Genomic DNA, 19088 nt, shown 5'->3' with positions numbered 1-19088 from the left:
TGATGGATAATGCCGGGATACAAGAGACCCGACTCTTTTAATCTTTCAAGGAGCAAAGAATGCTGATTCTGACTCGTCGAGTTGGTGAGACCCTCATGATTGGGGATGAGGTCACCGTGACAGTTTTAGGGGTAAAGGGTAACCAGGTACGTATTGGTGTTAACGCTCCTAAAGAAGTATCTGTCCACCGTGAAGAGATCTACCAGCGTATCCAGGCTGAAAAATCCCAGCAGTCCAGTTACTGATATTGTCGCGTCTCGCTGTCGGGCGAGACGCAACCCTCCCGCTATTTTTCCTGCATAAAGTTACCGTTCTATTTCAAACGCTTCGTTTTTGACCACTCTCATAATCTTATCTCATCCAAATGACGCGCTTCTCTCAACACAATTCTGTGAAGATGCCTGCAAAATCCGCTTATAAAACACTCTCTTTGCGGCTTTTACATGCGAATTGCGTGCGAATTGTGCAAACGAAAAAAGCATGTGGAAAATTGTTTGACTTATAAGTCCCAGAAAGTAATATATGCGCCACGCAGCGACGAGAAGCTCTTAACGAGTTACTCGAAGCACTCGAAAGAGGCGTTGTGTGGTGAGGTGGCCGAGAGGCTGAAGGCGCTCCCCTGCTAAGGGAGTATGCGGTCAAAAGCTGCATCCGGGGTTCGAATCCCCGCCTCACCGCCATTTTGCATCCGTAGCTCAGCTGGATAGAGTACTCGGCTACGAACCGAGCGGTCGGAGGTTCGAATCCTCCCGGATGCACCATCTATTACTTCATATTGCTTTCGAAGTGATATGAATATCGAGCAGTACAGTAGTAAATCCCGATGCATCCGTAGCTCAGCTGGATAGAGTACTCGGCTACGAACCGAGCGGTCGGAGGTTCGAATCCTCCCGGATGCACCATTTTTTACTTCATATTGCTTTTGAAGTGATATGAGTATCGAGAAGTACAGCAGTAAATCCCGATGCATCCGTAGCTCAGCTGGATAGAGTACTCGGCTACGAACCGAGCGGTCGGAGGTTCGAATCCTCCCGGATGCACCATCTCTTCTTGTGATCCCCTTCGATGTTTAGTTCTTAATCACTCTCATTGTTATCACTTCGCAATCAGCGACAAAAATCCCCTTTTACGATAAAGTAATGCTTTGTTAATCGTTTAGCGAGAGCACGATGTACGCACAGTATGACGGTTTGATCTTCGACATGGACGGCACCCTCCTGGATACCGAACCCACGCATCGTCAGGCCTGGACCGAAGTCCTGGGCCGTTACGGTATGCGCTTCGATTTACAGGCGATGATTGCCCTCAACGGATCGCCCACCTGGCGTATCGCACAGGCCGTGATTGAGCTGAATCAGGCCGATCTCGACCCGCACCAGCTCGCGCGTGAAAAAACCGACGCGGTAAAAGCCATACTGTTAGACACCGTGCAGCCTTTACCACTCATTGACGTCGTCAAGGAGTGGCACGGCCGTCGTCCTATGTCTGTCGGTACGGGCAGTGAGAGCGCGATTGCTGAAGCGCTACTCAAACACCTTGGCCTGCGCCACTATTTTTCTGCCGTCGTTGCCGCCGATCATGTTAAACATCACAAACCCGCACCGGATACCTTCCTGCGCTGTGCAGAATTAATGGGTGTACCACCTGCAAAATGCGTGGTGTTTGAAGATGCTGATTTTGGCATTCAGGCCGCGCGTGATGCCGGAATGGCGGCGGTGGATGTTCGCTTACTGTGAGTGACGCGCTGTCACTCGCTTCATTATTCGCCAGCAGTTTTTTAAGCTCCACCCTCTTACCGGGGAATTCGGAAGTGGTGCTGGTGGCGATGCTGTTGTCCGGCGTGAGTCAGCCCTGGTTGCTGGTCTTAATAGCAACAATGGGTAATAGCCTTGGAGGGCTGACTAACGTTATTCTTGGACGTTTCTTTCCGCTACGCGAAAAATCTCGCTGGCAGGAAAAGGCAGTGGGCTGGCTAAAACGCTATGGCGCTGCCACGCTGTTATTAAGCTGGATGCCTGTAATAGGCGATTTACTGTGTCTGCTGGCGGGATGGATGCGCATCTCCTGGGGACCGGTGCTCTTTTTTTTGTGCCTTGGCAAGGCGTTACGCTATGTTTTACTGGCATGGGTAACACTACAGGGTATGACGTGGTGGCACTAATTGGTGGAATGAATTCGCGACCTTCAATCGTCAACCATTACAATTATGCTGAGTGACAATTTTTTGACAGGCGGGAGGTCAAATTGATCCCGGACGTATCACAGGCGCTGGCCTGGCTGGAAAATCACCCTCAGGCACTGAAGGGGATTCAGCGTGGGCTTGAGCGCGAAACGCTGCGCGTAAATGCGGATGGTAGCTTAGCGACTACGGGACACCCGAAGGCGTTAGGCTCGGCGCTGACACATAAATGGATCACAACCGATTTCGCCGAAGCGCTGCTGGAGTTCATTACGCCAGTAGACGGTGATATTGATCATATGCTGACGATCATGCGCGACGTGCATCGCTTCACCGCCCGCAACCTCGGCGACGAGCGTATGTGGCCGCTCAGCATGCCGTGCTATATCGAGCAGGGGCAGGATATCGAGCTGGCTCAGTACGGCACCTCGAATATTGGACGGCTGAAAACGCTGTATCGCGAAGGACTGAAAAACCGCTACGGCGCACTGATGCAGACGATCTCTGGCGTGCACTACAATTTCTCTCTGCCGATGGCGTTCTGGCAGGCGAAGTGCGGTGAAACGGATAAAGAAGCGATCTCCGCGGGCTACTTCCGCCTGATCCGCAACTACTACCGTTTTGGCTGGGTTATTCCGTATCTGTTCGGCGCGTCCCCGGCCATTTGTTCATCGTTCCTGCAAGGGAAACCGACCACGCTGCCGTTCGAGAAGACCGAGTGTGGCATGTACTATCTGCCGTACGCGACCTCGCTGCGCCTGAGCGACCTTGGCTATACCAATAAGTCGCAAAGCAATCTCGGAATTACGTTTAACGATCTGCACGAATATGTGGCAGGCCTGAAGCGGGCGATAAAAACCCCGTCGGAAGAGTACGAAAAAATCGGCCTCGAAAAAGACGGCAAGCGCCTGCAAATTAACACCAACGTATTGCAGATTGAAAATGAACTGTATGCGCCGATTCGTCCGAAGCGCGTGACGCGCAGCGGTGAAACGCCGTCTGATGCGCTACAGCGCGGCGGGATCGAATACATTGAAGTACGCTCGCTGGATATCAACCCGTTCTCACCGATTGGCGTTGACGAGCAGCAGGTTCGCTTCCTTGACCTGTTTATGGTCTGGTGCGTACTGGCGGATGCGCCGGAAATGAGTTCCGACGAACTGCTGTGTACTCGTGCCAACTGGAATCGCGTGATTCTGGAAGGGCGCAAGCCGGGTCTGACGTTAGGTATTGGCTGTGAAACGGCCCAGTTCCCACTGTCTAAGGTAGGGAAGGATCTGTTCCATGACCTGAAGCGCGTAGCCCAGACGCTGGATAGCGTGTACGGCGGCGAAGCTTACCAGAAGGTCTGCGACGAACTGGTTGAAAGCTTCGATAACCCGGAACTGACATTCTCAGCACGTATTCTGCGTTCTATGATTGAACAGGGAATTGGTGGCACAGGGCGTTCACTCTCAGCGGAGTACCGTGAGATGCTGATGCAGGAGCCGTTAGAGATCCTGAGCGAAGCGGATTTTGTGGCAGAGCGCGATGCGTCCGTTGTGCGTCAGAAAGAGGTCGAAGCGGCGGATACGGAGTCGTTTGAGGCGTTTCTGGCGAAGCAGGCCTGAACCAAAAGAAAAAGGCCACATCGCTGTGGCCAAAATATACATCTCTGAATTCAGGGATGATGATAACAAATGCGCGTCTTTCATATACTCAGACGCGCATTCTGTAGAAGAGTTCAGTTTATTTTAAAAAAAATCACTATCGGAGGTGACGTATGCCGTTATTAGATAGCTTTACTGTCGACCATACCCGTATGGAAGCACCAGCAGTCCGCGTGGCGAAGACCATGAACACGCCGCACGGCGACACGATCACCGTTTTCGACCTGCGCTTCTGCGTGCCGAATAAAGAAGTGATGCCAGAGAAAGGCATTCACACGCTGGAACACCTTTTCGCCGGATTCATGCGCGACCACCTGAACGGCAACGGCGTGGAGATCATCGATATCTCTCCGATGGGCTGCCGCACCGGTTTCTACATGAGCCTGATTGGTCAGCCTGAAGAGAAACGCGTCGCGGATGCGTGGAAAGCGGCCATGGAAGACGTGCTGAAGGTGAAAGAGCAGAACCAGATCCCAGAGCTGAACGTTTACCAGTGCGGCACTTACCAGATGCACTCTCTGGAAGAAGCTCAGGAGATTGCCCGCCATATCATCGAACGTGATGTTCGTGTAAACAGCAACGACGAGCTGGCCCTGCCAAAAGAAAAACTTCAGGAACTGCACATTTAGTATTGTGCCTGTGGATGCCCGGTGGCGCTTCGCTGACCGGGCCTACAATACTGATGACGACAACCACGGCCAGCTCCGCGCTGGCGAGGCCGGTATCGCGATCGTTTTGCGGATGCACGCTGATACAGACGTCGCTGCGGCAGCTGAAGTGGTGGCAGAAATATTCGATCTGGTCGAGATAGACGTTCGGCGTGCTCACTTCGACGTAAGTCTGTCGAGAGCCAGCGCGTGGCGCGGGTGTGTTCAGCATGGTACGCTCCTGTTGTCTTTTCACTCTCGTGAATCAATTTCAGGCGCGCTGCTTTATCGGAACTGACAATCGCTGTCGCGTTTTGGACACGGTGCGGTGTTTTGCCGGATGGCGGCTACGCCTTATCCGGCCTACGTTCGTAGGCCCGGTAAGCGTAGCGCCACCGGGCAACCCGTGCACAGGGCTAGTGCGCTCCACCGCCCCCGCTACCGGCACCAAACGGTGGTTTGGCAAACCACACCAGCCCCAGCAGGACGATGAAGATCCCCGCCGATATCCAGAAAATCTCGTTTGCCGAGATAATCAGCCCCTGGTTGGTGATCTGCTGGGCAAGCCAGCCGGACGCCTGCTGCTCCGTCATCCCCATCCCCTCAAGCTGGCTATACATCTGCTGAGCGTTAGGGTTGAACGGGTTCACCGCTTCGGTCAACTGGGCGTGGTGCATCGCTTCCCGGTTGGTCCACAGCGTGGTGGTGATCGATGTCCCGATGGAGCCCGCCAGCGTACGGGTGAAGTTCGACAGGCTCGATGCCGCCGCCATCCGCTCAGGCGGCAAGCCGGAAAGCGTAATGGTGGTCAGTGGCATAAAGAAGCACGCCACAGCAAAGCCCTGAATAAACTGCGGCCACGCGGAGGCGCCAAAGTCCATTCCCGGTTCAAACGTATACGCGCGCCAGTAGAAGCACACGGCGTACATGATGAAGCTGAACGTCACCAGCCTGCGCATGTCGAGCTTATGGGCGAAACGGCCAATAATCGGCGACAGCAGAACCGGAATTAACCCCACCGGCGCGGAGGCCAGCCCCGCCCAGGTTGCGGTATAGCCGTACACCTCCTGCAACAGCTGCGGCAGCAGAACAATCGCGCCGAAGTAGAGCATATAGGCGAGGCTGATACAGAGGCAGCCGATGGTGAAGTTTCGCGATTTAAACAGCGAGAGGTCGACTATCGGATTTTCGTCCGTCAGCTCCCAGACAATCAGGAAGCTAATGGCAACCACGGCGACCACCGTCAGCACGATGATTTCCGTAGAGGCGAACCAGTCCAGCTCTTTGCCGCGGTCGAGCATGATTTGCAGGCTGCCGATGCCGACAACCAGCAGTGCCAGCCCGATGCCGTCGATCCGCCGCTGTTCGGTCCGCGTTTCGCGACCACGCAGAGACTGTAGCGTCATCAGCACCACCAGCGCACCGATGGGTACGTTGATGAAGAAGATCCAGCCCCAGTGATAGTTATCGCTGATATAGCCGCCGAGGATTGGCCCGCAAATTGGGGCGACAATCACCGTCATCGACCACAGCGCGAGCGCGATGGAGCGCTTGGCGGGCGGATAGTTGTTCAGCAGCAAACTCTGCGATAGCGGAATCAACGGCCCGGCGACAATCCCCTGGATGACGCGGAAGAAAATCAGCATCGTCAGGCTGCTGGACATGCCGCAAGCCCAGGAGGCCAGCACGAACAGGATCGTCGACCAGAGGAACAGCTTCACTTCACCGACGCGCTTCGCCAGCCAGCCGGTGATGGGAATAGAGATGGCGTTCGCCACCCCGAACGAGGTAATGACCCAGGTCCCCTGGCTCAGCGATGAGCCAAGGTTCCCGGCGATCGTAGGGATCGCCACGTTTGCGATGGTGGAGTCCAGCACCTGCATGAATGTCGCCAGCGACAGCGCAATGGTCATAATGACCAGCTGCGCCCCCTCAAGCGGTTTTTGCGGCTTTTGCTGTTGCATAACGCTCACCTTCGGCTTAACCGGCGTTTGCTTTCACGATGTCATCGATCAGCTTATTGACCGGATCGAGGCTAATTTCACGGGCGTTACTTTCATAAGCTGGCGTGCTGCGCACCTGGCTTGCGAGGATCTGACCGTCGCGGTTGGCGGTATCGACCGTCACCAGCGTGGAAAGGCCAATTCGCAGCGGATGGTCTGCCAGCTGCTTAGGATCCAGCTCGATACGTACAGGCAAGCGCTGTACCACTTTGATCCAGTTGCCGGTGGCGTTCTGTGCAGGCAGCAGGCTGAACGCGCTGCCGGTCCCCATGTCCAGACCGACTACTTTACCGGTGTACTTCACGTCATCACCGTAGATATCGCTGACCACGGTTGCGGTCTGGCCGATACGCATATGCGCCAGCTGGGTCTCTTTGAAGTTCGCGTCCACCCACAGGTTGTTCGCCGGAACGACCGCCATCAGCGGCGTGGTGGTGCTAATTTGCGCACCCGGCTGCACGGAACGACGGGAAACGTAACCGGTCATCGGGCTGACGATTTTGGTACGTTGCAGGGCAAGCCATGCGTTACGCACTTCGGTCGCCGCCTGTTTCACCGCCGGCTGGTTTTCCAGAGAGGTGCCCAGCACCATCGCCTGGTTGGCGTTGTACTGTTGGATCGCCACGTCCAGCTGCGCCTGTGCGCTCGCCACCGCATCGCGGGCGTGCTGCAACTCTTCACGGCCAATCAGGTTGGCGGTGCCGAGAGGAACACGACGCTTGAGGTCGCTCTGCGCCTGGGCCAGGGCCGTTTTCTGCACGTCGATATTGGCCTGAAGCTGTTTGCTGTTGATCATCAGCTGGCGGGTCTGGCGAACGCTGGAGGCCAGCGCCGTCTGTGCTTTTTCAAAAGCCTGTTGGGCGTCGGTCGGGTCGAGCGTGACCAGCACATCCCCTTTTTTCACAAAGTCGGTGTTGTCAGCCCAGACTTTCGTCACGCTGCCTGACACCTGCGCCATGATTTGAACCTGATTCCCTGCCACGTATGCATCGTCTGTCTCTTCAACATGACGCAAGACTAAAAACCAATAGATCCCATATGCCACGGCAATAATAATAAAGAGCAAGGTCAGCAGAATAAGGGCGCTCTTACGTTTGCCCTTCTTGTTGACCGGTTGCTGCGGGGGGGTGTTCTCCGCATTTGCGCTCATTGTTGTTCTCCACGATCTTTTTATTTTCACATCGGCTGAGCCGACCTGTTGTCAGAAAGGCCAGCAGTTTCACGTGCTGGCCTGTCAGTTTTTCTTTTGCAATCTGGAATGTTGAGCGGATCGTCGCGTTAGCGCAGCGCCTCAAGAATGACGCCATCTTCATCCATCTGGTCCAGACGGGTGAGCAGCTTGCGAGTAATGTGCTCAAGCTGGTCGCGCTCGGCGGTGCTGAGGGCAGACCAAAGCTGGTGCAGGCAGTTATGCTGCGGTGGCAGCACTTCGCGCAGGAATTCGTGACCTTTCTCGGTCAGTTGCAGATGCAGGCAGCGGCGATCGTTATCGCTCTCACGGCGCTCGATCCAGCCGCGCTTCTCCAGCTCATCAGCAATACGGGTTGCATTGGTACGGGATGAACCCAGCGCGCAGCTCAGTTCAGACGGCTGAATGCTGTGGTTTTCCTGAGACTCAAGCGTAATCAACGCCATAAACAACGTCTCGTTAATCCCTTGCGCTTTCAGCATCTTGTTACGATTTTCCAGCAGCTTACCCTGCATGTGCATGCACAGGCGCGTCAGCAGGATCTCCTGATACGGGAAGTCCTCATGACGACTGGCGCGGAACTTAAGCATTTGTTCAATGGGCGTAAACGAACTATCCATTTTGGGCATAACCTCATTAATTACAGCCGATATAGTAACGATAGTGACAAATAATGTAAATGAATTATTTGTGCGGTTATATCCGCCAAACGTATGTCACCATCAGAAAGCGCCGGGTAAATCCGTGACCCGGTGAGCACAGAAAGTGTGGGGTGTGTACCCGCGAAAGAGGGGATGTGAGGACAGGGGTCTGAACTATTCATGCCGGTAGTAAATATGTCACCCACAGTAAAATTTCTGGGATAAATGATTACCGTTACCTTAACAGATGCAGGCCCCCTTTACACCCCAGGGGGCCCAAAGCAATGTAAAACTTAGTGAATTGCTTCCTGGCGGTGATAGCCGCGCCACCATACCAGCAGATTTATCGCCGCCACGATGGCGCCGATTGCGCACACGCCCGTCCAGCCCGCATGCTGCCAGGCGGAGGCTGAGATTAGCGAGCCCGCCGCGCCGCCGATAAAGTAGCTGGTCATGTACCCGGCCGTCAGACGGTTACGGGCGTCTGGTTTCACGCGGTAAATCACGGTCTGGTTGGTGATATGTACGCCCTGCACGGTGAGGTCGAGTACCAGAATACCGACAATTAGCGCCAGCACTGAGATGTGTCCGTACCAGATAGCCGCCCATGAGAGCAGGAGTAAAACCAGCCCTGCGGAGGTGGTCATATGAGATTTACCTTTGTCGGCCAGGCCACCCGCCGGGCGCGCGCCCAGTGCGCCAGCCGCGCCTGCCAGCCCGAACAGGCCAATCACGCCTTCTGAGTAGTTAAACGGCGGCGCGGCGAGCAGAAACGCCATCGACGTCCATAAGATGCTGAAGTTGGCGAAGGTGAGACACCCCAGAACGGCGCGTGTGCGCAGGAGTTTATCCCGGGTGAAGAGGCTGAAAACGGAGGCGAGGAGCTGCGGATAGTTCAGGTGATTCTCCTGCTTCACCTTTGGCAGGCCGCGCCACAGGGCCAGCGCCATGATAACCATCAGCACGCTTGCCACCCAGTAAACGGTGCGCCAGCCGCCGAGGCTCGCCAGCAGCCCGGCAACGGTTCGCGCCAGCAGGATGCCCAGCAGCAGGCCGCTCATAATAGTGCCAACCACTTTGCCGCGTTTTTCCGGGGAAGCCAACGTCGCCGCGAGGGGAACCAGAATTTGTGCCACCACCGAGAACAGCCCCGTCAGCGCGGTACCGATAATCATCATCGTTAACGACTGGCTGCTGGCGGTGATCAACATCCCGCCTGCGGCCAGCAGCGTCATGGAGACGATAAGCATCCGGCGCTCAAACATATCGCCTAATGGCACCAGGAACAGCAGCCCGGCCGCATAGCCGAGCTGCGCAGCGGTGACGATAAAGCCGGCGGAGCTGGCTGAAAGATCGAAAGCACGCGCGATAGTATCAAGCAGAGGTTGCGCGTAATAGTTGCTGGCGACGGCCAGTCCCGTTGCCACGGACATTAAAAGGATGAGTGCGGGGCTAAGCCCTTGAGTTGTTTTTGTCATTTGTTTCAGGAATCGTAAGTTAAGTGATTATTTTTCCGGAAACATAATAACCAATGATTGTGAATGTTGGGGGATTGTTACGTGGTGGATTGTGCGGTTTAGGTTGGGTGCGGTTTGATCCCCTCACCCTATCCCTCTCCCCAAAGGGGAGAGGGGATTTTATACACCCTCTCCCCTTTGGGGAGAGGGCAGGGTGAGGGGTAGTATTTTTACTTCTGCGCCGCAAGCGCCTCTTTCACCCAGCCGTCAAACAGCTGCTGGTGGGCTTTGATCCAGCCATCCACGTGGCCTTTGATATCAGCTTCGGATGATTTACCCGCATGCATCATCGCGTTCTGGGCGTTAATGTCTGCCAGCGGCAGTTTCATTACCGAGAACAGCTTCGCCGCCGCCGGGTTTTTCTCGGCCCAGGCTTTGTTCGCCACGATATGCATGGTATTCACCGGGAAGCCATAGTTCATGCCGTTTGGCAGTTTGGTGTCGATATCTTTCTGCTCGCCCGGCAGGGAGGAGAAGGGCACCTGCAACCACACCACGTCTTTGCCCGGCTTCAGCACGTCGCTCACCCAGTACGGCGTCCAGGTGTAGTAGATCACCGGCTTGCCTTCTTTAAAGCGGGCGATGGTATCGGCCATCATCGCAGAGTAATTACCGTGGCTCACGTCGACGGTCTTCGCCAGATCGAAGGCTTTGTTCTGGTGGTTAATCACCGCTTCACAGCCCCAGCCCGGCGAGCAGCCCATCATGTCGGCTTTGCCGTCACCGTTGGTATCAAAGAGTTTGGCGATCTTCGGATCTTTCAACTGTTCAATATTGGTGATGTGATACTTATCCGCGGTTTTCTTGTCGATCAAATATCCCTGCGCAGCGCCGGTCACAAAGGTGCCTTCGCGGTAGAATTTCTTGTCACCGCCTGCGGCGGCATACATATCGTCGTGCAGCGGCTGCCAGTTCACGGCGGTAAAGGTGGCATCGCCGGAGGCAATAGAGGTATAGCCCACGTTGTAATCCACTTCACTGGCGGTATTCACCGTATAGCCCAGTTTCTCCAGCGCACGGCTGACAATCTGGGTCTGGAAGGACTCTTCCGAAATGGTGCTCTGCACCGGCTGCACGGTAATGCCTTTGCCCGGCAGGTCAGCGGCAACTGCGCTGGTGGAGACAAGGGTCGCAAACGCTGTGGCAAAAAGTACGTTATGTCGCATCGTTGTTCCTTATTTTGTGAATGGGCGGGTGAGTAACCCGACAGGGCCGGTGGTATACCAGCGACGGTTGCCGCGACTGCGTGAATCACGACCGACAGCCTGGGTCAGGCGGTCAAGAATGATGGCGAGGATCACAATCCCGACGCCGCCGACGGTCGCCAGCCCCATATCGAGACGGCCAATGCCGCGCAGTACCATCTGACCTAACCCGCCAACGGCAATCATTGAGGCGATCACCACCATCGACAGCGCCAGCATCAGCGTCTGGTTAACACCTGCCATAATGGTCGGCATCGCCAGCGGAAGCTGAACCTTAAACAGCATCTGACGCGGGCTGGCGCCAAACGAGCGTGATGCCTCTATCAGATCCGCAGGCACCTGGTTAATGCCCAGAATGGTCAGGCGAATAATCGGCGGCAGGGCAAAGATAATGGTCACGACCACCCCCGGTACGTTACCGATGCCGAACAGCATCACGATAGGCACCAGGTAAACGAACGCTGGCGTGGTCTGCATCGCATCCAGCAGCGGGCGGATAATTTTTGCGGCCCGGGGGCTGCGCGCCAGCCAGATCCCCATCGGCAGGCCGATCGCCACGCAGAACAGCAGGGCGGTCAGCACCAGCGCCAGGGTGATCATCGCCTGAGACCACGCGCCAATCGCGCCGATGGCAACCAGGGAGATCAGCGTGGCGATCCCCATACCCGCGCTGCCGAACTGCCATGCGATCAGCGAGAACAGGATAATCGCCACCGGCGCGGGCATGCCCAGCATCAGCTGCTGGAAGCCGTTCAGGATGTAATCCACCGGGATACGGATCCCCTGGAACACCGGACGGAAGTGGGTAACGACCCAGTCGATCCCCTCCGTTACCCAGCTATCCAGCGGGATCAGCGTCTTGTGGAACGGATCCATAATATTGAAATGCTCTGGGGCAGGCGCCGGTGCGCTGTTGAGCCAGTCTGCCGCGCCGCCGCCATCGGCAGGCGCAGGCGTCGACCCCCACGCATCGGCAGATTGCGCCGCGCTGTCCGCTGCTTCAGTGGTGCCCCATGGGTTTGATTGATCAGCCATTGTTTGTCCCCTCGCGATCTAAAGCCTGTAGCAGCATCCGTTTTGAGATGATGCCAATGTACTGTTGTTCTTCACCGACAACCGGCACGGCGCACGGCGCCTGACCCACGTGAGAGAGCAACTCGCTGAGCGGCGTTTCGGCGTCCACGGCAAGCGGAGCGTCAATCAACGCCGCATCGATTCCCTGGTTTTCGCTCAGGGCGGTTTTCAGGGAGTCGATGGAGACAACGCCGACAAATTTATTGCCGCGTTCAACCAGATAACCGTATTCACGGTCTTCGTCCTGCAACAGCTTCAGCGCGGAGCGCGGACCAAAACCTGGCGTTTTTCGAATAATGCCGTTTGGTGTTCGGCGGGCAATATCTTTCGCACTGAATACGTGGCTAATATCCACGCCGCGGAAGAAGGTGCGCACATAATCATTCGCCGGATTATTGAGAATTTCATCCGGTGTGCCGACCTGCACCACTTCACCATTTTGCATAATGGCGATACGGTCGCCAATACGCATGGCTTCATCCAGATCGTGAGAAATAAAAACAATGGTGCGCTGATGTTTGGCCTGTAATTTTACCAACTCATCCTGCATCTCGGTGCGAATTAAGGGATCGAGCGCCGAGAAGGCTTCGTCCATTAATAAAATATCCGGATTAATCGCTAATGCGCGCGCTAATCCTACGCGCTGACGCATACCGCCGGAGAGCTCATCCGGATACGCATGAGCATAATTTTCCAGCCCGACCTGACGCAGTGCATCAAGGGCTTTTTCCTGACGTTCCTGAGCGGGCGTGCCGGCTAACTCCATGCCAAAGGCGGTATTATCGAGTACCGTCATGTGCGGCATCAGTGCAAATGACTGAAACACCATCGCAATTTTCTTTCTGCGCACCTCGCGGAGTTCCGCGTCTGATATTCTGGCGATATCAACGCCGTCAATCAGCACCTGTCCGCGGGTGGGTTCAATCAGGCGATTGAGAAGGCGAACCATAGTGGATTTACCCGAACCGGATAATCCCATGATGACAAAAATCTCGCCTTCTTCAATGGCCAGACTGGCGTCTTTAACGCCAAGCGATAGCCCGGTTTTTTCCAGAATTTGCTCTTTCGAAAGGCCTTTCTCAATATATTTGAAAGCACGCTGCGGGTGCTCGCCAAATACTTTATAAAGATTTTTCACTTCTAATTTAATTGCCATGCAATAGAGAGTGTCCTGTTATTTGTTTATGTCGATATGATTACCATGGTAAATAGTTAACTGGCATTACCCTAACATACTCAGAATCTGAGACAACCCTGGACCTGCCTGAGGTCGGAATTTTACCGCAAGCGAAACGGCTGAATTTCCCATGAATAAAGGGCTGAGGGCGCTTTGAATTTTTCTCAATTTTTTGCTACTGCATGGGAGAATTTCGCCTGAATCGGTGTGATTCAGGCGAATATGAAGGAGAAATTACAGTGTAGTACGTAGTGGAATATTCGGCTGAAAATAATGAAATGTAGAGTTAATTAATGAACGTTAATTCATTCATTAAAAATCCCAGTCCTCGTCTTGCGTCTCCACCGCTTTACCCATCACGTACGACGAGCCGGACCCGGAAAAGAAGTCGTGGTTTTCATCGGCGTTGGGCGACAGCGCCGCGAGGATCGCCGGGTTCACTTCCGCCATTTCCGGTGGGAATAACGCTTCGTAGCCCAGGTTCATCAGCGCCTTGTTGGCGTTGTAGCAGAGGAAGGCTTTTACGTCCTCTTCCCAGCCCGTTCCGGCGTACAGCTCCTCGGTATAGCTCAGCTCGTTGTCATACAGATCCATCAGTAAATCGAGGGCAAAACCTTTGAGTTCCTCGCGTTTTTCCGGGGTGACTTTCTCCAGTCCTTTCTGGTACTTATAGCCGATGTAATACCCGTGTACCGCTTCATCGCGGATGATGAGGCGAATCAAATCGGCGGTATTAGTGAGCTTGCCCCGGCTCGACCAGTACATGGGCAGCCAGAAGCCGGAATAGAAGAGAAAAGATTCCAGGAACACGCTGGCGATCTTCTTCTTCAGCGGCTCGTCGGCCCGGTAATATTCCAGCACCAGATCTGCCTTGCGCTGCAATGACGCGCTCTCTTCGCTCCAGGCGTAGGCCGCGTCCACGTCTCTGGTCTGGCACAGGGTGGAGAAAATCGAGCTGTAAGAGCGGGCATGGACCGCCTCCATAAAGCTGATATTCGACATTACCGCCTCTTCGTGCGGGGTCAGCGCATCACTCATCAGCGCGGGCGCACCCACGGTATTCTGAATGGTGTCCAGCAGCGTCAGGCCGGTAAAGACGCGGATTGTCAGCTGCTGCTCGGCATGGCTCAGGGTTTGCCAGGCCGGAATATCGTTGGAGAGCGGCACCTTTTCCGGCAGCCAGAAGTTGCTGGTCAGGCGGTTCCAGACCTCCAGGTCTTTATCATCCTGAATTTTGTTCCAGTTAACGGCACTTACGCGTGACAGTTTCATCCTTTCTCCTTACAGCGCGCAGGACACGCAGCCTTCAATTTCGGTACCTTCCAGCGCGAGCTGGCGCAGGCGAATGTAGTACAGCGTTTTGATGCCTCTCTTCCAGGCGTAGATCTGCGCTTTATTGATATCCCGCGTGGTGGCGGTGTCCGGGAAGAAGAGCGTCAGCGACAGCCCCTGGTCCACATGTCTGGTCGCCTCGGCGTAGGTATCAATGATCTTTTCCGGGCCGATCTCATAGGCGTCCTGGTACAGAGCCAGATTCTCGTTAGTCATAAACGGGGCAGGGTAGTAGACGCGTCCGGTTTTGCCTTCCTTGCGGATTTCAATCTTCGACACGATCGGATGGATGCTCGACGTGGCATGATTTATATAGGAAATGGAGCCGGTTGGCGGAACCGCCTGAAGGTTCTGGTTATAGATGCCGTAGTGCATCACATCCTCACGCAGCTGTTGCCACATCTCACGCGTCGGCAGGGTGATGCCGGCGCGGTCGAAAAGCGCGCGTACTTTTTCGGTTTTCGGCTGCCAGTCGCCTTCCAGATACTGGCTGAAATACTCTCCGCTGGCGTAGCGGGACTGCTCAAAGCCTGCGAACCGCTGGTTGCGTTCGCGCGCCAGCAGCATCGAGGTATGCAGCGCATGCCAGGTGATGGTATAGAAATAAAGGTTGGTGAAATCCAGCCCTTCCGGGCTGCCGTAGGCGATACCCTCCCGCGCCAGATAGCCGTGCAGGTTCATCTGCCCAAGGCCGATGGCATGCGACGCGGCGTTGCCCGCCTCAATGGACGGTACGCTGCGGATGTGGCTCATGTCCGATACCGCCGTCAGCCCGCGAATGGCGGTCTCTACCGTGCGGCCAAAATCGGGGGAATCCATGGTGTGGGCAATATTCAGCGAACCGAGATTGCAGGAGATATCTTTGCCGATATCCGCGTAGTCGAGGTTCTCGTCGTAACTGGACGCGCTGTTGACCTGCAAAATCTCCGAGCACAGATTGCTCATGTTGATGCGCCCGGCAATCGGGTTGGCGCGGTTCACCGTATCCTCGTACATGATGTACGGGTACCCGGACTCAAACTGAATTTCGGCCAGCGTCTGGAAAAAGTCGCGGGCGTTAATGTATTTCTTACGAATGCGCTCGTCCGCCACCAGTTCGTCATACAGTTCGCTGATGGCCACATCGCCAAAGGCTTTGCCGTAGATACGCTCGACGTCATACGGCGAGAAAAGCGCCATGTCGGCATTTTCTTTGGCCAGCTTAAACGTGATATCCGGGATCACCACGCCGAGCGACAGGGTTTTAATGCGGATCTTTTCGTCGGCGTTTTCACGTTTGGTATCCAGAAAACGCAGAATGTCCGGATGATGCGCGTGCAGATAAACCGCGCCCGCGCCCTGACGTGCGCCAAGCTGGTTGGCGTATGAGAAGGCATCTTCCAGCATCTTCATCACCGGCATGACGCCGGAGGACTGATTTTCGATGCGCTTGATCGGCGCGCCCGCTTCCCGCAGGTTCGAAAGCAGAAATGCCACGCCGCCGCCGCGTTTCGACAGCTGTAGCGCCGAATTCACCGCACGGCCAATCGACTCCATATTGTCTTCAATACGCAGCAGGAAGCAGGAGACCAGCTCGCCGCGCTGGGCTTTGCCGCAGTTAAGGAAGGTTGGCGTGGCAGGCTGGAAGCGGCCTGAGAGGATCTCCTCCGTCAGCCTTTCGGCCAGGGCTTCATCGCCCTGCGCCAGCGTCAGGGCTACCATCACCACCCGATCTTCAAAGCTTTCTAAATAGCGTTTGCCGTCGAAGGTTTTCAGGGTGTAGCTGGTGTAATACTTCCACGCGCCGAGAAACGTCTGGAAGCGAAAACCGCTGGCGTGCGCCCGTTCAAACAATGCCACCGCGAAGGCGCGGTCGTAGCGGGTCAGGACGTGCTCTTCGTAATAACCCTTTTTTACCAGCCAGTCGAGACGTTCCTGCTGGCTGCCAAAGACGACGCTGTTTGGGCGTACATGAGCGGCAAAAAAGGCGTCCACCGCCTCACGATCTTTGCCAAACTGAATGCGCCCCTCCCGGTCATAGAGGTTTAGCATGGCGTTTAATGCATGGTAATCCGGCGTCGCCTGAATCACGCGCTCTGCGGTTGTCGTTGCCAAAATTCGTTCACTCCTTTACGCACGTTCTCTACGTCCTGCTGTGTCCCCATCAGTTCAAAACGATAGAGATACGGCACGCCGCATTTTTGAGAGATGACATCCCCGGCGCGAGCAAAGGCCTCGCCGAAGTTGCGATTGCCTGCCGCGATCACGCCGCGAATCAGCTGCCGGTTATGGGGATCGTTCAGAAAGCGGATCACCTGACGAGGCACAGCCCCCGCGGTGCCGCCACCGCCATAGCTGGGCACTACCAGAATGTAGGGTTCGTCTACCTGAATACGCTCCCGCTCGTTCAGCGGAATGCGAATCGCGGGCAGCCCGAGACGCTCCATAAACCGAAGCGTGTTTTCCGAGCTGCTGGAAAAGTAGACCAGCCTGCTCATGCACTGACGCCCTGAGCGGCAAGGCGGTTGATCATGTCCGGACGAAAGCCAGACCAGCTGGTGTCGCCAGCAACCACGACCGGAAGCTGACGGAAACCCTGCGCCCGCAGGGTGTCTGCCGCGTCAGGCACCTGATCTATATTGACCATCTCAAATGCCACGCCGCGGCTCTCCATCGCCCGTTTCGTGGCGTGGCACTGAACACAATCGTTACGAGTGTAAATAATAATGCTCATGATTCGTATTTCCATTTAGAATGAGAGAACGGCGCGAGTAAACGCGTCATGTTGTGTCTGTCTTGCTAAAAGGAATACTAGATGTAGTTGAGATAACTTTCAACCACACAAGATATGGGAAATTCAGATTGATAAGGCCCCAATGATGAGCCTGGCGGGGCAGGGCGAACTGCGCGGGTTTTTCAGGCTTTCAGGCAAAGAAAAGCCCCGGCGCCTGAGGCTACCGGGGCTGAGAACGCGTGCTTACTTACGCAGGCTAAGCAGGGCGCCGACAAAAATCCCGACTGCCGCGACCGTTCCCAACGTACACAGCGGTTTTTCACGTACGAAGGTGGTGGCGCAGCTTGCCATATCGCAGGCCGCCTGAGTGGTACGTGAGCGGCCATTCATCCTTGCTCGCGTTTCACGCAGCAGAGACTGAGCCTTACGTTTCGCGGCATCTGCTTCGTCCTTCGCGTCAGAGCCCCAGGATTTCAATACGGCTTCCAGCGTGTCCGCTAATTGGCTGACATCGTTACGGATATCCTGGGTGTCGTCGTTAATATCGTTTCGGTTCGGTCTGTTAAACATACGATCCTCCATAATTTGTGTTCCCGTTTAGTTTAGTCCAGAAATGTAATATCTGAAGCGAGTCACGGCTTATCGGGCAGTTTATGGAATATTCTGAAAGCCCTGCTAATGCTGAATACTGTAAGGTTGCCCGGCAGGTATGATAATGAGGAAAAGATATGTATTTACGACCCGATGAGGTGGCGCGCGTTCTTGAAAAAGAAGGGTTCACCATGGATGAGGTAACATCAAAAGCGTACGGATATCGCCGTGGTGAGAATTATGTTTACGTCAATCGTGAAGCAAGAATGGGGCGTACTGCTCTCATTATTCACCCGACACTCAAAGACAGAAGCCTGTCATTTGCTGAGCCCGCCTCGGATATTAAAACCTGCGATCATTATCAGCAATTTCCGCTCTATTTAGGCGGCGAGACGCATGAACATTATGGTATTCCGCACGGTTTCAGCTCGCGTATGGCGCTGGAGCGTTTCCTGAAAGGGCTGTTTGGCGACGTACAATAAATCAGCGACTGGCATGAGCCAGTCGCCTTATCTTACGCTTTTGCCTGGCTGTAAGGGCTGACTTTAAACAGGCGGCGGCAGTAGTCAAGGAAGTAACCGTACACCGCACCCATCAGCATAGATACCACGATATTTGAACTTACCGCGGCGGCGATTTGATGCCAGTCTGCGCCCACCGTCAGCAAAATAACCACATACACCGGGGACTGGAACGTCACGTAAGCCAGCACGTCCGCCAGGTTTTTTACCCAACCTGCCGGGCTAATACGCCGGGCGAAACGCATCACCGCATCGCGATACATTCCGTACGGCCAGGCAATCATGATATTCACCGGAATGGCCACCAGGCGCGATGAGAGGGACTGCTCAAAGGTCATTCCGGACAGGAAAATTTCAATCAGCATGTTTACGACGGAACAGTAAACGACCATCGCGAACGTATCCGCTACCGCATGGCGCAGGCGAGACTGCGGTGAGAACATGTCTGAACTCCTCGAACAGGACAAAAAAGTGGCGTTTTTACCTGCGGCGTTTAGTGCTTTAGGTTGGTTTGTTTTGAGTGTATAGCGTATCCCTCTGGCTTTTAACTAACAAGTAGTGATTAATTTTTATTTATGGGCGCTTTGTCCATAAAATTCTCTAAAGTTGGCTGTTTTTTGTGCGAGTCGTTATTTTCTTTCCCATTCACC

General features: G+C 55.0%; 19 protein-coding genes, 4 tRNA genes and 1 pseudogene. 10 read left to right on the top strand and 14 right to left on the bottom strand.

Annotated elements, in window-relative coordinates; all coding sequences use genetic code 11:
* Positions 1-59 precede the first annotated feature (59 nt).
* The 9 genes from csrA to luxS all read left to right on the top strand — a co-directional run bounded on the left by csrA (position 60) and on the right by luxS (position 4457).
* Positions 60-245 carry a carbon storage regulator CsrA gene (gene csrA / locus ACQG03_RS16485; protein ID WP_000906486.1) on the top strand — a complete coding sequence of 62 codons (186 nt, stop codon included), beginning with the start codon at positions 60-62 and terminating at the stop codon, positions 243-245.
* Between the two features lie 342 nt (positions 246-587).
* Positions 588-680 (top strand) — tRNA-Ser (locus ACQG03_RS16480).
* Positions 681-684: 4 nt separating this feature from the next.
* Positions 685-761, top strand: a tRNA-Arg gene (locus ACQG03_RS16475).
* A gap of 64 nt (positions 762-825) precedes the next feature.
* Positions 826-902: transfer RNA gene (locus ACQG03_RS16470), tRNA-Arg, on the top strand.
* Positions 903-966: 64 nt separating this feature from the next.
* Positions 967-1043 (top strand) — tRNA-Arg (locus ACQG03_RS16465).
* A 126-nt stretch (positions 1044-1169) separates the two neighbouring features.
* Positions 1170-1736, top strand: coding sequence for a fructose-1-phosphate/6-phosphogluconate phosphatase (gene yqaB, locus ACQG03_RS16460; RefSeq protein WP_022649138.1), 567 nt, complete (start codon positions 1170-1172; stop codon positions 1734-1736).
* A complete protein-coding gene (locus ACQG03_RS16455; protein WP_017692791.1) occupies positions 1733-2161 on the top strand; it encodes a YqaA family protein in 429 nt (142 codons plus the stop codon). Before yqaB ends, ACQG03_RS16455 begins: the two co-directional genes overlap by 4 nt.
* An 83-nt stretch (positions 2162-2244) precedes the next feature.
* Positions 2245-3789, top strand: a complete 1545-nt coding sequence (gene gshA, locus ACQG03_RS16450) for a glutamate--cysteine ligase (protein ID WP_022649137.1) — start codon at positions 2245-2247, stop codon at positions 3787-3789.
* Positions 3790-3941: 152 nt separating this feature from the next.
* Positions 3942-4457, top strand: a complete 516-nt coding sequence (gene luxS / locus ACQG03_RS16445) for an S-ribosylhomocysteine lyase (protein WP_003862180.1) — start codon at positions 3942-3944, stop codon at positions 4455-4457.
* Positions 4458-4518: 61 nt separating this feature from the next.
* Here the strand turns inward: luxS and ACQG03_RS16440 are convergent.
* The 13 genes and pseudogenes from ACQG03_RS16440 to ACQG03_RS16380 all read right to left on the bottom strand — a co-directional run.
* Positions 4519-4662, bottom strand: a pseudogene (locus tag ACQG03_RS16440) (hypothetical protein); the annotation flags it as partial.
* Between the two features lie 229 nt (positions 4663-4891).
* Positions 4892-6439: a multidrug efflux MFS transporter permease subunit EmrB gene (gene emrB / locus ACQG03_RS16435; protein ID WP_022649134.1), complete on the bottom strand. Its 1548-nt coding sequence runs from the start codon at positions 6437-6439 to the stop codon at positions 4892-4894.
* Positions 6440-6455: 16 nt separating this feature from the next.
* Positions 6456-7628 (bottom strand): multidrug efflux MFS transporter periplasmic adaptor subunit EmrA, encoded by a 1173-nt coding sequence (gene emrA, locus ACQG03_RS16430; protein WP_022649133.1) that lies wholly within the window; start codon positions 7626-7628, stop codon positions 6456-6458.
* A gap of 128 nt (positions 7629-7756) precedes the next feature.
* On the bottom strand, positions 7757-8287 hold the full coding sequence (gene emrR / locus ACQG03_RS16425; RefSeq protein ID WP_017694792.1) for a multidrug efflux transporter EmrAB transcriptional repressor EmrR: 531 nt from the start codon (positions 8285-8287) through the stop codon (positions 7757-7759).
* Between the two features lie 314 nt (positions 8288-8601).
* A complete protein-coding gene (locus tag ACQG03_RS16420) occupies positions 8602-9786 on the bottom strand; it encodes an MFS transporter (RefSeq protein WP_063163982.1) in 1185 nt (394 codons plus the stop codon).
* A 209-nt stretch (positions 9787-9995) separates the two neighbouring features.
* Complete coding sequence (proX, locus tag ACQG03_RS16415; protein ID WP_058676732.1) at positions 9996-10991, bottom strand: glycine betaine/L-proline ABC transporter substrate-binding protein ProX; 996 nt, start codon at positions 10989-10991, stop codon at positions 9996-9998.
* A 9-nt stretch (positions 10992-11000) separates the two neighbouring features.
* Complete coding sequence (gene proW, locus ACQG03_RS16410) at positions 11001-12065, bottom strand: glycine betaine/L-proline ABC transporter permease ProW (RefSeq protein WP_023298447.1); 1065 nt, start codon at positions 12063-12065, stop codon at positions 11001-11003.
* Positions 12058-13260 (bottom strand): glycine betaine/L-proline ABC transporter ATP-binding protein ProV, encoded by a 1203-nt coding sequence (proV, locus tag ACQG03_RS16405; RefSeq protein WP_023298446.1) that lies wholly within the window; start codon positions 13258-13260, stop codon positions 12058-12060. Before proV ends, proW begins: the two co-directional genes overlap by 8 nt.
* Positions 13261-13593: 333 nt before the next feature.
* The gene (nrdF, locus tag ACQG03_RS16400) at positions 13594-14553 is read right to left on the bottom strand and encodes a class 1b ribonucleoside-diphosphate reductase subunit beta (RefSeq protein WP_022649130.1); all 960 of its coding nucleotides are present in this window, start codon (positions 14551-14553) and stop codon (positions 13594-13596) included.
* A gap of 9 nt (positions 14554-14562) precedes the next feature.
* Complete coding sequence (nrdE, locus tag ACQG03_RS16395) at positions 14563-16707, bottom strand: class 1b ribonucleoside-diphosphate reductase subunit alpha (RefSeq protein WP_023298445.1); 2145 nt, start codon at positions 16705-16707, stop codon at positions 14563-14565.
* Positions 16680-17090 (bottom strand): class Ib ribonucleoside-diphosphate reductase assembly flavoprotein NrdI, encoded by a 411-nt coding sequence (gene nrdI, locus ACQG03_RS16390; protein ID WP_022649128.1) that lies wholly within the window; start codon positions 17088-17090, stop codon positions 16680-16682. Before nrdI ends, nrdE begins: the two co-directional genes overlap by 28 nt.
* Positions 17087-17326: a glutaredoxin-like protein NrdH gene (gene nrdH, locus ACQG03_RS16385; protein WP_017382770.1), complete on the bottom strand. Its 240-nt coding sequence runs from the start codon at positions 17324-17326 to the stop codon at positions 17087-17089. Before nrdH ends, nrdI begins: the two co-directional genes overlap by 4 nt.
* Positions 17327-17569: 243 nt before the next feature.
* A complete protein-coding gene (locus ACQG03_RS16380; RefSeq protein WP_017382769.1) occupies positions 17570-17896 on the bottom strand; it encodes a DUF883 domain-containing protein in 327 nt (108 codons plus the stop codon).
* 158 nt (positions 17897-18054) lie between these two features.
* Here ACQG03_RS16380 and ACQG03_RS16375 point away from each other — a divergent pair, with 158 nt between their 5' ends.
* The gene (locus tag ACQG03_RS16375) at positions 18055-18399 is read left to right on the top strand and encodes a DUF2002 family protein (RefSeq protein WP_006811693.1); all 345 of its coding nucleotides are present in this window, start codon (positions 18055-18057) and stop codon (positions 18397-18399) included.
* A 32-nt stretch (positions 18400-18431) separates the two neighbouring features.
* On the opposite strand, the gene alaE is transcribed toward ACQG03_RS16375, so the two are convergent.
* Positions 18432-18881, bottom strand: a complete 450-nt coding sequence (alaE, locus tag ACQG03_RS16370; protein ID WP_022649127.1) for an L-alanine exporter AlaE — start codon at positions 18879-18881, stop codon at positions 18432-18434.
* Between the last annotated feature and the right edge of the window lie 207 nt (positions 18882-19088).

The organism is Enterobacter cloacae complex sp. 342H5 (assembly GCF_050030905.1).
GTDB classification, from domain to species: domain Bacteria; phylum Pseudomonadota; class Gammaproteobacteria; order Enterobacterales; family Enterobacteriaceae; genus Enterobacter; species Enterobacter intestinihominis.
Note: the sequence above shows the minus strand (reverse complement) of the source record. Positions and strands in the feature narration are given on the sequence as shown.

What these genes read in the sequence shown, in the direction of transcription:
- csrA (WP_000906486.1), top strand. Translation starts at nt 60, where the DNA reads ATGCTGATTCTGACTCGTCGAGTTGGTGAGACCCTCATGATTGGGGAT.
- yqaB (WP_022649138.1), top strand. Translation starts at nt 1,170, where the DNA reads ATGTACGCACAGTATGACGGTTTGATCTTCGACATGGACGGCACCCTC.
- luxS (WP_003862180.1), top strand. Translation starts at nt 3,942, where the DNA reads ATGCCGTTATTAGATAGCTTTACTGTCGACCATACCCGTATGGAAGCA.
- emrB (WP_022649134.1), bottom strand. Translation starts at nt 6,439, where the DNA reads ATGCAACAGCAAAAGCCGCAAAAACCGCTTGAGGGGGCGCAGCTGGTC.
- emrA (WP_022649133.1), bottom strand. Translation starts at nt 7,628, where the DNA reads ATGAGCGCAAATGCGGAGAACACCCCCCCGCAGCAACCGGTCAACAAG.
- emrR (WP_017694792.1), bottom strand. Translation starts at nt 8,287, where the DNA reads ATGGATAGTTCGTTTACGCCCATTGAACAAATGCTTAAGTTCCGCGCC.
- ACQG03_RS16420 (WP_063163982.1), bottom strand. Translation starts at nt 9,786, where the DNA reads ATGACAAAAACAACTCAAGGGCTTAGCCCCGCACTCATCCTTTTAATG.
- proX (WP_058676732.1), bottom strand. Translation starts at nt 10,991, where the DNA reads ATGCGACATAACGTACTTTTTGCCACAGCGTTTGCGACCCTTGTCTCC.
- proW (WP_023298447.1), bottom strand. Translation starts at nt 12,065, where the DNA reads ATGGCTGATCAATCAAACCCATGGGGCACCACTGAAGCAGCGGACAGC.
- proV (WP_023298446.1), bottom strand. Translation starts at nt 13,260, where the DNA reads ATGGCAATTAAATTAGAAGTGAAAAATCTTTATAAAGTATTTGGCGAG.
- nrdF (WP_022649130.1), bottom strand. Translation starts at nt 14,553, where the DNA reads ATGAAACTGTCACGCGTAAGTGCCGTTAACTGGAACAAAATTCAGGAT.
- nrdI (WP_022649128.1), bottom strand. Translation starts at nt 17,090, where the DNA reads ATGAGCAGGCTGGTCTACTTTTCCAGCAGCTCGGAAAACACGCTTCGG.
- nrdH (WP_017382770.1), bottom strand. Translation starts at nt 17,326, where the DNA reads ATGAGCATTATTATTTACACTCGTAACGATTGTGTTCAGTGCCACGCC.
- ACQG03_RS16380 (WP_017382769.1), bottom strand. Translation starts at nt 17,896, where the DNA reads ATGTTTAACAGACCGAACCGAAACGATATTAACGACGACACCCAGGAT.
- ACQG03_RS16375 (WP_006811693.1), top strand. Translation starts at nt 18,055, where the DNA reads ATGTATTTACGACCCGATGAGGTGGCGCGCGTTCTTGAAAAAGAAGGG.
- alaE (WP_022649127.1), bottom strand. Translation starts at nt 18,881, where the DNA reads ATGTTCTCACCGCAGTCTCGCCTGCGCCATGCGGTAGCGGATACGTTC.